At 68.5% G+C, this 13156-nt stretch carries 11 protein-coding genes and 1 pseudogene; 9 read left to right on the top strand and 3 right to left on the bottom strand.

The features are described 5' to 3' along the window. The first annotated feature begins 81 nt into the window (after positions 1-81). The 8 genes and pseudogenes from H9Q09_RS08025 (at position 82) to H9Q09_RS07995 (ending at position 6849) form a co-directional block, all read left to right on the top strand. A complete protein-coding gene (locus H9Q09_RS08025) occupies positions 82-381 on the top strand; it encodes a virulence factor (protein WP_187390593.1) in 300 nt (99 codons plus the stop codon). Beyond that, a complete protein-coding gene (locus H9Q09_RS08020; RefSeq protein ID WP_187390592.1) occupies positions 378-1286 on the top strand; it encodes a methylenetetrahydrofolate reductase in 909 nt (302 codons plus the stop codon). Before H9Q09_RS08025 ends, H9Q09_RS08020 begins: the two co-directional genes overlap by 4 nt. A 42-nt stretch (positions 1287-1328) precedes the next feature. After that, positions 1329-2282 (top strand): methyltetrahydrofolate cobalamin methyltransferase, encoded by a 954-nt coding sequence (locus H9Q09_RS08015; RefSeq protein ID WP_187390591.1) that lies wholly within the window; start codon positions 1329-1331, stop codon positions 2280-2282. A gap of 132 nt (positions 2283-2414) precedes the next feature. Next, positions 2415-2780, top strand: coding sequence for a hypothetical protein (locus tag H9Q09_RS08010; RefSeq protein WP_187390590.1), 366 nt, complete (start codon positions 2415-2417; stop codon positions 2778-2780). Between the two features lie 25 nt (positions 2781-2805). Further along, complete coding sequence (locus H9Q09_RS22440) at positions 2806-4725, top strand: ASKHA domain-containing protein (RefSeq protein WP_246716052.1); 1920 nt, start codon at positions 2806-2808, stop codon at positions 4723-4725. Then, positions 4665-5084 (top strand): annotated as a pseudogene (locus tag H9Q09_RS22435) (ASKHA domain-containing protein); the annotation flags it as partial. The gene H9Q09_RS22440 and the pseudogene H9Q09_RS22435, both read left to right, overlap by 61 nt. Positions 5085-5301: 217 nt before the next feature. Beyond that, the gene (locus H9Q09_RS08000; RefSeq protein ID WP_228241586.1) at positions 5302-5667 is read left to right on the top strand and encodes a DUF6481 family protein; all 366 of its coding nucleotides are present in this window, start codon (positions 5302-5304) and stop codon (positions 5665-5667) included. Positions 5668-5910: 243 nt separating this feature from the next. Next, entirely contained in the window at positions 5911-6849 is a 939-nt protein-coding gene (locus H9Q09_RS07995; protein WP_246716065.1) for a GlxA family transcriptional regulator, read from the top strand. 37 nt (positions 6850-6886) lie between these two features. Here H9Q09_RS07995 and H9Q09_RS07990 read toward each other — a convergent pair whose 3' ends face one another. The 3 genes from H9Q09_RS07990 to H9Q09_RS07980 all read right to left on the bottom strand — a co-directional run bounded on the left by H9Q09_RS07990 (position 6887) and on the right by H9Q09_RS07980 (position 10996). After that, positions 6887-7780, bottom strand: coding sequence for a DUF1194 domain-containing protein (locus tag H9Q09_RS07990; RefSeq protein ID WP_187390588.1), 894 nt, complete (start codon positions 7778-7780; stop codon positions 6887-6889). Positions 7781-7859: 79 nt separating this feature from the next. Beyond that, entirely contained in the window at positions 7860-8387 is a 528-nt protein-coding gene (locus H9Q09_RS07985) for a peroxiredoxin-like family protein (RefSeq protein WP_187390587.1), read from the bottom strand. A 95-nt stretch (positions 8388-8482) separates the two neighbouring features. Beyond that, positions 8483-10996, bottom strand: a complete 2514-nt coding sequence (locus H9Q09_RS07980; protein ID WP_187390586.1) for an FAD-dependent oxidoreductase — start codon at positions 10994-10996, stop codon at positions 8483-8485. A 247-nt stretch (positions 10997-11243) separates the two neighbouring features. Here H9Q09_RS07980 and H9Q09_RS07975 point away from each other — a divergent pair, with 247 nt between their 5' ends. Then, complete coding sequence (locus tag H9Q09_RS07975) at positions 11244-12935, top strand: hypothetical protein (protein ID WP_348646288.1); 1692 nt, start codon at positions 11244-11246, stop codon at positions 12933-12935. Positions 12936-13156 lie beyond the last annotated feature (221 nt).

Here is a 13156-nt window from a genome sequence, read left to right as displayed (position 1 = left end):
GCAAACGGCATCGCGGCCCGTCGCGCCCGGCATATCCGCACCGTTTCCACCGGACCACAGTGGGGTCATCGGAGGTGGCGGATGGCAGAACTGCAGATCGTCTACTGGCGTGACATTCCCGCCCAGATCGTGGTGCGGCAGGGTCGCAAATCCGCCCGCCGCGAACTTCCTCCCCGCTTCATCGAGGCCATCGACCGCTGCGCCATGCGCGTCGGCGCGAAGGACAGCGACGCCTATCTCGCCGAATGGCGGCGGGGCTCGTCTCCGGCCGAGGTGAGCGACCTCGAAGCCGAAGCCGAACGGCTGACCCGCGATATCGAACAGAGCTACGACGGCGACCGTCTCAAGGCGCTCGTCGCGAACGAGGGGCGCGAACCATGAAGCCGATCGGATACGACATGCATGCCGGCCGCACGGCCATGCCCGCCTCCATCGAGATCGCCCCGCGCCAGGCGCTGGAATCGCGCGACCTGCCGGGGCTCTTTCCGCCTGGCACGAAGACCTATCTCTGCGATGTCGGCGTCGATGCGGTGAAGGATTTCGTCCGCGCCGTCCGGCGGGTCCGCGACCTCGGCTACGAACCGGTGCCGCACATTCCGGCGCGCCGCATGCGCAGCCATGCCGAATTGCGCGACCGCGTCCAGGCCTATGCCGAGGAAGGCGGCGCCAGCGACGTGCTGGTAATCGGCGGCGGGCTGACGCGACCGGCCGGGCCCTACAGCTCGACCATGGAGGTCCTCTCGACGGGCATCCTCGACCGCCACGGCTTTCGCGACATCGGGGTCGCCGGCCACCCGGAGGGCACGCCGGACTTTTCCGCCGCCACCGCCTCGGAAGCGCTGCGGCTGAAACGCGATTTCGCCCGGCGCAGCGATGCAAGGCTGCGGATCGTCACGCAGTTCGGCTTCGACGCGGCGGTCTATCTGAACTGGGCGGAGTCCGTCCGCGCGGCGGGCATCGACCTGCCGATCCATCTCGGCGTCGCCGGCCCCGCGAAGATCGCGACGCTGATCCGCTTCGCGGCCCTCTGCGGCATCGGCAATTCCGTGTCCGTCCTGAAGAAACGGCCGAGCGCCCTCACCGCGCTCGCCACCTCCCATTCGCCCGAATCCGTCGCCGGGCCGATCGAGCGCCACTGGGCCGAGACGCCAGATACCCCGGTCAGGCAGCTTCACGTCTTTCCCTTCGGCGGGCTCGCGGCCTCGGCGCAATGGCTCTACGGCCGCGGCTCCTGGATGGACGCGACGGCGATCCAGACGGCGGCGGGCGCCCGCCAGCACGCCTGACGCCACGTAGCGCGCGACGCCTTCACCGACCGGAGTTCGGCCATGACCCGCACCATCGTCGCATCCGCCAGCCGCGAGGTCGTGATCGGCTTCGACCAGCCCTTCTGCGTCATCGGCGAACGCATAAATCCGACCGGCCGCAAGATCCTCGCCGCCGAGATGGTCGCAGGCAATTTCGAGACGGTGACGCGCGATGTCCTCGCCCAGGTCGCCGCCGGCGCCACCATGCTCGACGTCAATGCCGGCGTCACCGCCGTCGACCCGAACATCTCCGAACCGCCGCTGCTGGTCGAGACCATCCGCCTCGTCCAGAGCCTCACCGACCTGCCGATCTCGATCGATTCCTCCGTCTCCCCGGCGCTGAGCGCCGCGCTGGCCGTCGCCAAGGGACGGCCGCTGGTCAATTCGGTCACCGGCGAGGTGGAAAAGCTCGAGGCGATCCTGCCGCTGATCAAGAAATACGACGTGCCGGTCGTTGCCATCTCCAACGACGAGACCGGCATCTCAGAGGACCCGGATGTGCGCTTCGAGGTGGCGAGGCGCATCGTTCGCCATGCCGCCGATTACGGCATCAGCGCCGCCGACATCGTCGTCGATCCGCTGGTCATGCCGATCGGCGCGATGGGCACCGCCGGCCGGCAGGTCTTCGCGCTGGTCCGCCGGCTGCGCGAGGAGCTCGGCGTGAACACCACCTGCGGTGCGTCGAACATCTCCTTCGGCCTGCCCCACCGTCACGCCGTCAACGCCGCCTTCCTGCCCATGGCGATTGCCGCCGGCATGACCTCGGCCATCATGAACCCCTGCCGCCCCCAGGAGATGGAGGCGGTGCGCGCAGCCAACGTGCTGATGGGCAACGATCCCTCCTGCGGCGAGTGGATCCGCCACTATCGCGACGTGGCGCCGGCAGGCGGCGCATCCGCTGCGGCCGCTGCTCCTGCTGCCGGAGCCGGCGGGCGGCGGCGTGGCGGGCGCGAAGGCCGGAGGGCGGCGTCGTGACAGGCCGGCCGTTTAAACTGCGGATCGTGTCGTTGCGGCGCTTTTTGCCGGTGCGAAATAAAGCTACGGATCGGGAGACCATTTCGCCATCTGGCGCGTTTGGTAGCAACTACCGAACAAGGAACACCCCGCATGAGCCGCAATCCGAACCCCGCGTCCTTCTTCCACGCACCCAAGACGGCGGCGGAACTCACGACGCTGATGCTGATGTCGCCCTTTGTCATCGGCACGCGCCTGACCCAGTTCTCGATGGCCGCCGCGTCGCCGCAGGCCAAGGATCGCGACGAAGTCTCCCGCATGCTGAGCGAAAAGTTGCAGGCGGCCGGCGAATCCATCGTGGCGATGAACCTCGCCACCATCGAGGCGATGACCTCTGTCGCCATGGCAACGGTGACCGGCACCGGTCGCGGCAGCAACCACGGCGACACGATCCTCTCGGCCGGTCTGAAGCCCTATTCCCAGCGCGTGCGCGCCAACCGCAAGCGTCTCGCCCAGTAAGCCTCAGCCAGAACGCGGCGCGCCGATGACGACGGCCGCCGATCCCCTCGTCCTGTTCATGCCGTCCGGCCGCCGCGGTCGCTTTCCCCGCGGCACGCCCGTCATTGATGCGGCGCGCACGCTCGGGGTCTATGTCGAAAGCGTCTGCGGCGGGCGCGGCATCTGCGGGCGTTGCCAGATCGAGGTCGCCGAAGGCGTCTTCGCCAAGCACAAGATCGTCTCGGCCGCCGACCATCTCTCCGCCTGGTCGGCGAAAGAAGCCCGCTACGCGGCCAAGCGGCCGTTCCCGCCGGGGCGCCGCCTGTCCTGCTCGGCGACCATCGAAGGCGATCTCGTCGTCGACCTGCCCACCGGCATGGCGGTCAATTCCGCCGTCGTGCGCAAGGCCGTCGATACCCGCGACTTTCCTCGCGATCCGGCCATCCGCCTCCTCTATATCGAGGTCGCCGAGCCCGACATGCACGCGCCGCTCGGCGATCTCGACCGGATCTTCGCGGCGCTGGAACGCGACTGGGACGTGGCGGCGCCGATCGTCGATCCGGCGATCCTGCCCGAGGTCCAGGCGATCCTGCGCCGTGGCGGCTGGAAGGTGACCTGCGCCATCGCGCTGGACCGCGACGACGAGCGTCCACGCCTCATGGGCCTCTATCCGGGTCTGAAGAACGAGGCCTATGGCATCGCGGTCGACATCGGCTCGACGACCATCGCGCTGCATCTCTCCTCGCTGCTGTCCGGCGCGACCATCGCCTCGGCCGGGGCCCCCAATCCGCAGATCCGCTTCGGCGAGGATCTGATGAGCCGGGTGTCCTACGTGATGATGAACCCGCAGGGCCGGCCGCAGATGACCGTGGCGGTCCGCGCGGCGATCCAGGCCCTGATCGAAGAGGTCGCGGCGGAGGCGCACATTGCCACCGCCGATATCATGGACTGCGTTTTCGTCGGCAATCCGATCATGCATCATCTGTTTCTCGGCATCGACCCGACCGAGCTCGGCCAGGCGCCCTTCGCGCTGGCGGTCTCGGGCGCCGTCGCCGTGCCGGCCAGCGACCTCGACCTGACGCTGCATCCGGCGGCGCGCGCCTATCTGCTGCCCTGCATCGCCGGCCATGTCGGCGCCGATGCTGCCGCCGTGACCCTGTCGGAGGGGCCGCACCGGCAGGACGAGACCATGCTGATCGTCGATGTGGGCACCAATGCCGAGATCGTCCTGGGCAACCGCAGCCGGCTGCTGGCGGCCTCCTCGCCCACCGGCCCGGCCTTCGAGGGCGCCGAGATTTCCAGCGGCCAGCGCGCGGCACCCGGCGCGATCGAACGCGTGCGGATCGATCCCGAGACGCTGGAGCCGCGCTTCAAGGTGATCGGCGTCGATACATGGTCGCACGAGCCGGGCTTCGCCGAGGCCGCGCAGGCCGTCGGCGTCACCGGCATCTGCGGCTCGGGCATCATCGAGGTCATCGCCGAGATGTTTCTTGCCGGGATCGTCACCGAGGACGGCGTCATCGACGGCGCGCTGGCCGCGCGTTCGCCGCGGATCGTGCGGGAGGGCCGCACCTTCGCCTATGTGCTGCACGAGACGGCCGACCAGACGATCCGCGTCCTGCAGACCGACATCCGCGCGATCCAGCTCGGCAAGGCGGCCCTTTACGCCGGCATCAAGCTGCTGATGGACCGGTTCGCGGTTCCGCCTGCACCCGCCGCGCCGGCGCCGCCCCCCGCACCCGCCGCCGCTTCGGACGATCTGCCGCTCGACCTCGACCCGGCCGAGGCCCGGCCCTCGCCGACGCGCTGTTTGCCGCGCAGGCCGGCCGGGCCGCCGAACCGGCCATCCCCCTGCCGCCGCCCCTTCCCGTGCCAGAGACCGCCGCGACGGCCGCGCCGATCCGCATCGACCGGATCGCGCTGGCCGGCGCCTTCGGCTCCTTCATCGAGCCGCGCTATGCGATGATCCTGGGACTGGTGCCCGATTGCGATCTTGCCAAATGCGGCTCCATCGGCAACGCCGCGGGCGCCGGCGCCCGCATGGCGCTGCTCAACCGCGCCTATCGCCGCGAGATCGAGGCGACGGTCACCCGCATCACCAAGATCGAGACCGCGCTGGAGCCCGACTTCCAGCGCCACTTCGTCGCCGCCATGGCCTTTCCCAACAAGCTCGACGCCTATCCCGAGCTCTGCCGGGTGCAGCCGCTGCCCAATCGCGGCGCGGACGGCAGCGTCGTCTCGAAGCGCCCCGACATTGGCGGCAGTCCCGTCGGCGACGGGCGCCGGCGCCGGGCTGGATCGCGGGCGCGCGAACGCCAGGCGTGAGCGCGAACGCGGCGGTGCTTTGCAACACAGGCTGCAGATTCGGCCCGTCAGGCCCAGAATTTCCGCCGAATCGGCGAGAAACGGTCGAAGTTTTGCCCGCCAACCGTTGCGCCGGGACGCGCGGAGGCCTATCCAACAGCATCCATAGCGATGACAGGCGACCCCGAAATCCGCGCAGGCATTGCGCGGCGCCGTACCGACGACCACTGGTGATGATTTGAAGCCCAAGGATACCGATTTCGCCGAACGCCGTAATGCGGCCCGCGACGCCAAGATGGCGCTGCTGCAGAAGGCCAAGGAGCGGCTGGACAGCCCCGAGGCCGAAAAGGCCCGGCAGGAACGCGCGGAGATCGCAGCGGCCCGTGAGGAGCGCCTCGCCAAGAAGCGTGCCGAGGACGAGGTGAAGGCCCGCGAGAAAGCCGAGCGCGACGCCGAGGCGGAAGCCGAGCGGCTCGCCGAGGAAGAGGCCCGCAAGGCCGAGAAGAACCGGCCGCTGGCGCAGATGGTCGCCGACGAGGCCGCCAAGAAGGCCGAGCGCGACGCCCGCTACGCCGCCCGCAAGGCGCGCAAGGGCAAGAAGTAATCCGCACCCGCCGATCGCCGCCGACTGTCTGACATCGGCGGCCGTTCCCGGCTTGCGAAACCCGTCATTCCACTCCACCTTGGGCCGCGCACGCGATGCGTGAATGGCCCTTGATGCGGAGCGGGCGGTATGGGTCCAGGAAATGCGGGCGGCCTGATCGACAAGCCCCGGCCCGGCGCGAGCGAGGGTCCGGGCTCCGGCCCGAAGCGGACCATCGTCTTCCTGCTCGTTCCGAATTTCTCGATGATCGCCTTCGCGACCGCCATCGAGCCATTGCGGATCGCCAATCGCGTCGTCGGCCGCGAAATCTATCGCTGGCGCCTCGCCTCGCCGAACGGCCAGCCGGTCCGCGCCTCCAATGGCGTCGAAGTGGCCGTCACCAGCTCGGTGGAGGCCGAACGCAAGGCGCTGCCGTCCGAGCACCGGCCCTCGATGGTGTTTGCCTGTTCCGGCGTCTTCGTCGAGGATTTCACCGACAAGACCAGCTTCTCCTATCTGCGCGAGAGCCACCAGCGCGGCATCAGCGTCGGCGGCCTCTGCACCGGGGCGTGGATTCTCGCCCGCGCCGGGCTTCTGGCCGACCGGCGCTGCGCCATCCATTGGGAGAACCTGCCGGGCTTCTCGGAAGCCTTCCCGCGGGTCGACGCCTATGCCGATCTCTACGAGATCGACCACAACATCTACACCTGCGCCGGCGGCACCGCCGCCCTCGACATGATGCTGACGCTGATCGGCGACGATCTCGGCGAGGACGTGGTGAACCGGGTCTGCGAGCAGGCTTTGACCGACCGGGTCCGCAGTTCACAGGATCGCCAGCGCCTGCCGCTGCGCGCCCGGCTCGGCGTGCAGCACTCCAAGGTGCTGCGGGTGATCGAGATCATGGAGGCCAATCTTGCCGACCCGCTGTCGCTGGTCGAGATCGCCGAGGATGTCGGCCTGTCACGCCGGCAGGTGGAGCGGCTGTTCCACCGGGAAATGGGCCGCTCGCCGGCGCGCTATTATCTGGAGATCCGGCTCGACCGGGCCCGCCACCTGCTGCTGCAGTCGCAATTGCCGATCGTCGAGATCGCGGTGGCCAGCGGCTTCGTCTCGGCCTCGCATTTTTCCAAATGCTACCGCGAACTCTATTCGCGCTCGCCCCAGCAGGAGCGCGCCACGCGTTCGGTCCTCGCCCCGGCCTGACGGGCGGCGCGTCACGGGCCTCTCCGAAGCCGCGGAGCTAGAAATCCTCCATCCAGCGGCGCTGCCGCTCCTGCCACTGACGCTCGCCGATCAGGCAGTCGCTGCTGGCCGTCTCCTGCACCGGCACCACGGCAGGCGCCTGCGGGGCGGGGTCGGGCCAGGCATCGGCCAGTTCCATCACCAGCTTGCGGCGGACGGCGGCCGGGAACTGGTCCCATTCGTTGACCGGGATCATGAACGCGCCGGGGCCGCCGATGACGCATTCGGCGTAGTAGCGGTCGAGATCGGGGATCGAGCCCCATGAGCTGAAGCCGCCGGTGGTCATCAGCGGCAGGCCGTTGATGACGATGCCGCGGGCGACCGCCGCATCGCGCGCTTCGGTCACTATCCGGCCCTGGTTGTTCGGCCCGTCGCCGGAAATATCGATGACCCGCCGCAGGCCGGCATAGCCATTGTCGTCGAAGAGGGTCGCGGCATAGTCGATGGCCGAGGAGATCGAGGTGCGCCGCTCGCGATCCGGCTCCTCCGTCTGCAGGCGATAGGCGAAGCCATCGGCGGCCTCGCGGGAATCGATCAGCGTCCAGGACACCACGACTGCCTGCGACAGGGTGCCGGCCCATTCGATATAGGCGACGGCGACCCGGCCATGCGGGCCACCGAGGATCGCCTTCTGCACATCCTCGCTGCGAAAGGCGGCGGCGTAGCCGGCCCGCTGGATCTCCTGCTCGCCGCGATCCATCGACCAGGAGACGTCGACGGCGAGAACCAGTTCGGCGTCGACCCTCATGCCGTCGTCGGGGCCGGCTCCGAGAGCGGAGCCAAGGTCGCGCAGGCCGCGCTGCTGGGCGCCGGCCGCCGCATGTCCGGTCAGCGCCGGCAGAAGCGCCAGCGCCGCCGACAGGAAGGCGAGGATCAGGGTGCGTTGTCCCATTATGGAAGCGTCACGCCGGATGGCCGGCCGCGCAATTCACAAAGGCGTCACCTCGACCCTCGCCTGCCAGCCAGGCCGATCAGGCCGCCAGTTCACCGCGGGTCGGGTAGCCCTTGTCGACGACGAAGCTCAGCCCGCCGAGGAGATCGTCGAGGCTCGGCCGCGTGAACGGCACCGTCTGCAGCCACATGGCGTAGATCGTGCCATCCGGGCGAACCGCCACCAGACCCGGCTCCGCAAAGCGGGCCGGCTCGGAATCCTGCGCCTTGGAGGAGATGTAGAGGCCCCATTCGCGGGCGCTCTCCTCGCTGAGGCCGTAGCCCACCGGCATGCCGGCGAGGTCCCATTCGGCCTTCTGGCGCTGGACGCGTGCCTCGTCGTCCATCGAGACGGCGTGGACGTTGAAGCCCTTGGCGCGGAATTCCTCGCGACGCTTCGCCAGTTCACCGATCTGCTTCTTGCAGATCGGGCAGTGAACGCCGCGATAGAAGAAGACCAGCGAGAAGTTCTCGGGATTGTCGTTTGCCAGATCGAGCTGGCCGCCGTCGCTCATCGCGACCTTGAGGGCCGGCGCCTTGTCGCCGGGCATGGGCGTCGTATGGGGCATGGGATCGTCCTTTCGATGATGAAAAACGCCGCCGGCGGCATGCGCGGGCGGCGGAAGCTGCGCCAGCAACGGGTGGCCGGGCGGCCCGTTCCATGTCAGCCGCGCAGGCGGACATTCTCCGGGTCGAAGGGACTTTCGCCGATCACCGTGGCCTCGTGGAGCGTGCCGAGGATGCGGATCGTCAGCCGCGTCCCCTCGCCGGCATGGGCCGGATCGAGCATCGCCAGGGCCAGGCTCTTGCCGACCCGCCAGCCGAAGCCGCCATTGGTGGCGCGGCCGACCAACACGCCGTCGGCATAGACCGGTTCGGAGCCGCGGGCGTCTGCGTCGGTGACGCCGTGCACCTCGAGGGTCGCAAACTGCCAGCGCGGGCCGTTCTCGCGCGCCGCTACCACCGCATCCCGTCCGACGAAATCGCCCTTGTTGGGATGAACGAACCTCTCAAGGCCCGACTCGAAGGCATTGTATTCGATCGACAGTTCGCGCGGGATCTGGCGGTAGGACTTCTCCAGCGCCATCGCCCCCATGGCGCGAATGCCGAAGGGGCGGATGCCGAATTCGGCGCCGGCCTCCATCAGGAGGTCGTAGAGCGCGTTCTGCATCTCGATCGGGTGGTGCAGTTCCCAGCCGAGTTCGCCGACGAAATTGACCCGAAGCGCGGTGCAGGCCACCGGGCCGACCGACAGGCGCTGTCCGGTCAGCCAGGGAAACGCTGCGTTCGACAGGTCCGTGCGGGTGAGCTTCGCCAGCACGTCGCGCGATTTCGGGCCGGCGACGACGAGGACGCCGAGCGCGTGGGTCACGGGCTGCATCGCCACGCTGCCGTCGCCCGGCAGCGCCTTCTGCAGGATGTCGTGGTCGATGCCCTCATAGGCACCGCCGGAGACCATATAGTAGCTCTCCGCGCCGGCCTTGTAGACGGTGAACTCCGAGCGCACGCCGCCGGCCGGGGTCAAGAGATGGCAGAGCGCCACGCGGCCCGGCGTTTTCGGAATACGGTTGGCGAGGAGGCCATCGAGCCAGGCGGCAGCGTTCGGCCCGCTGACATAGGCCTTGGCGAAGGGCGTCATGTCGAGGAGGCCGACGGCCTCGTGCACCGCCCGCACCTCGGCGCCGACATGCTCGAAATAGTTGGAGCGGCGGAAGGACCAGCGCTCGCGGATGCGGCCGGTGTGATCGGCCGGCGCATGGTTGTGCTTCATCAGGACGTCGGCGCCGACATCGAGTTCGGCTTCGGGCACCGCATAGCCATCGGGCGCGAACCAGTTGGCCCGCTCCCAGCCATAGACGGAGCCGAAAACGGCACCGAGCGCCTTCTGCCGCTCATAGGAGGGCGAGGTCTTCAGCGGGCGGGCGGCGGCGCGCTCCTCGTCGGGATAATGCACCGAGAAGACATTGGCATAGGCCTCCTCGTTCTTGGCGCGCAGATAGCCCTCGCCGGCATAGGGGCCGAAGCGGCGCGGATCGACGCCGGCCAGATCGACGGTGGGCTCGCCGTCGACGATCCATTCGGCGAGCTGCCAGCCGGCCCCGCCGGCCGCGGTGATGCCGAAGGAATGGCCCTCGTTGAGCCAGAAATTGGTGCGGCTCGGCGCCGGGCCGACAATGGGCGAGCCGTCGGGCGTATAGGCGATGGCGCCGTTATAGACCTTCTTGATGCCGACCTCGCCGAAGGCCGGCACGCGGGCGATGGCGGTCTCGATATGCGGCATCAGCCGGTCGAGATCCTCTTGGAAGAGCTCGTATTCGCTGTCTGCGTCCGGCCCGTCGAGATAGCAGCAGGGCGCGCCGATCTCGTAGGGGCCAAGCAGCAGGCCGCCATTCTCCTCGCGCATGTACCAGGAGGAGTCGCTTTCCCGCAGCACCCCCATTTCCGGCAGGCCCTGGCGGCGGCGCTCGACGATCGCCGGATGCGGTTCGGTGACGATGTACTGGTGCTCGACCGGGATCACCGGCACGTCCAGCCCGACCATCCGGCCGGTCCGCCGGGCGAAATTGCCGGTGGCCGAGACGACGTGGTCGCAGACGATCTCGCCCTTGTCGGTGACGATCTTCCACTCGCCGGAGGCGAGCTGCTCGATGGCGCTGACGGTGGTGTTGCGGTGGATGGTGGCGCCGCGATCGCGGGCGCCGCGGGCCAGCGCCTGGGTCAGGTCGGCGGGCTGAATGTAGCCGTCCTCGGGATGCTGGATCGCGCCGAGAATGCCGTCGGTCTCGCAGAGCGGCCAGATCTCCTTCAGCTCGGCAGGCGTCAGGAGCTTGACCGGCACGCCGATCGTCTCGGCGACGCCGGCATAATACATGTACTCGTCCCAGCGGTCCCTGGTGCGCGCCAGCCGGATGTTGGTGACGTTGGAGAAGCCGACATTCATGCCGGTCTCCTCCTGCAGCTCGCGATAGAAGCGCACGGAATAGCGGTGCAGCTGGCCGACGGCGTAGCTCATGTTGAACAGCGGCAGAAGGCCGGCGGCGTGCCAGGTGGAGCCGGAGGTGAGTTCGCGCCGCTCGATCAGGACGCTGTCGGTCCAGCCCTTGCGGGCCAGATGATAGAGCGTCGACACGCCGACCACGCCGCCGCCGATGACCACTGCCTGCGCCCGATCCTGCATGACCACCCCTCGTCTGCCAGACTGCCGTAGCGGCGTGTCGAGCCTAGTGGAGCGTTTGGCGCACGCGCAGTCTCTTTGCGACATCGGCTGTCGGGCGAACGGCGCAGCCTGGCCGCCGGCAGACCGGACCAACCTGCCGGGAGGGTTTTGTTAACCATGTTCGGGGAGGATACCGTTCCGAGACAGATCGCGATGGGACGGATCCGTGACGCTCATTTCCTCCGTTGACCGACAGGATGCCGGAACGGTGAAATCCGCCCTCACCTCGCCGCTCATCCTCCTCGCGCTGGTCTGCGCCGTCCTCGCCGCCCTCCTGACCCTGAAGCTGACGCTGCCGATCGGCGCCTTCTACTGGGACCTGTTCATCTATTTCGACGCGGCGAACCGCATCTGGAGCGGTCAGCTTCCCGGCGTCGACTTCTTCACGCCGGTCGGGCCGCTGGGCTACTGGCTCTTCGCCCTGTTCGTGAAGCTGTTTCCCGACGGCCAGCCGCTGCTGATCGCGCAATGGTCGCTGATGGCGGTCACCGCGCCGCTGCTGGCCTTGGTGCTGGCCGATGTCGACGGCCGTTCGCGGCTCGTCGCCCTGGCGCTGCTGGTGCCGTTCCTGGTCTTCCAGATCCTGCCGATCAATGTCGAGACCTATTACAGCTTTCCCGGCGTGGATGGCTTCGGCATCTACAACCGGCAGATGTGCCTGCTGCTCTACGTGCTGACGGCCGGGCTGGTCTTCGCCAAGGGCCGCACGACGCTGCTCATCACGATCACCGGCACGATGCTGGGGCTGTTTCTCGTCAAGATCACCGGTTTTGCTGGCGGCGCGCTGATCTGCGCCTTCGCCTTCGCCGCCGGACGCGTGTCCCTGCGTACCGCGATCGGGGCGCTTCTCGGCTTCCTCGCCGTGCTGGCGCTCCTGGAACTGACGACCGGTGTGGTCAGCGCCTATGTCGGCGACATCGCCGCGCTGGTGGCGCTGAACGAAGGCAGCATCCTGCCGCGCTTCCTGCAGGCGGCCTCGATCCATTTCATGGCCTTCGGGCCGCTGGCGATCCTGATCGCGGCGCTGGGGCTCATCGGGCTGCCCGACATTCTGCAAGCAACGACCACGCTTGTCCGCTCGCGGCGCGTCGCCGCTCTGGCGGCGCTCATCGACCGCGACGTCTTCTGGCTTGGCGTGGTGAGCTTCGCGGCGCTGTTCGTGGAAACCCAGAACACCGGCGGTCTCGCCTTCATCTTCGTCTGGCCGGTGCTCTTGCGCATCCTCGTGCGGGCCGGCGGCGCGCCGACATGGCGGCTGGCGCTGATCCTCAGCCTCGTCGCCGCCAGCGCCCTGCCGACCTTCGTGCAGGTGATCCATCGCGGCGCCCGCGCCCTTGTCGGGCAGATCGCCTATGTCGATCTCGACGCGCCCCGCCTCGGCACGCTCGCCGCCGTCTCGCAGCGGCCGGAGCTGATCCGCCGCGCCACGGTGATGCTGGACACCTACCAGCGCTTTCCCGAAGCCTTCGACCATCTGGCGGACGAGGAGCAGCTGCCGAGCTTCACCCTCTACAGCGAACCGGATTTCCACCTGACCTGGCTGATGGGGGTCGAGGAGGCGGTCGAGGCGATCGAGGCGCTGGAAGCGGCACGCGACGTGCGCTTCGAGACGATCATGAACCTCAATTTCGTCAATCCCTTCCCGTGGCTGCTCGACCGGCAGGCGCCGCGCGGCATCGCCATCGGCGCCGATCCGTTCCGCGCCGTGCCGGACCCGGACCAAGCCGTGCTGGCCTCGGTGAAGGAAACGGACCTGCTGCTCTACCCGCTCTGCCCGGTCACCGTGGCCAACCGCCTGCTGCGCGACCTCTACGCGCCGGGTCTGGCCGGTCACAGCCGCATCCAGCTCTCGCCCTGCTGGGACGCCTATGTCCGCAACGAGCTGCTGCCACCACAGTAGCAGCGGGAGCGCCGCGGCGGTCGCCGCCCGCAATCTGGACGTGGTTCTGACGCACACCCGATCGTGCGTTGAACGGGATCTTGTATCGAGACCGAACGGGTTTCGATAAGACGTCCGGATCTGCCGCTTTCACGCGTTGAGGAACAAGACATGATGGCAGGAAAGCCCAGCCTCGATATTGGAGAGCAGATGGCGACAGCCCTTTCTCATCGGACGCCCCA

Origin of the sequence: Aurantimonas sp. DM33-3, from assembly GCF_014334315.1 — a bacterium.
In the GTDB taxonomy this organism is placed as follows: Bacteria; Pseudomonadota; Alphaproteobacteria; order Rhizobiales; family Rhizobiaceae; genus Aurantimonas; species Aurantimonas coralicida.
Note: the sequence above shows the minus strand (reverse complement) of the source record. Positions and strands in the feature narration are given on the sequence as shown.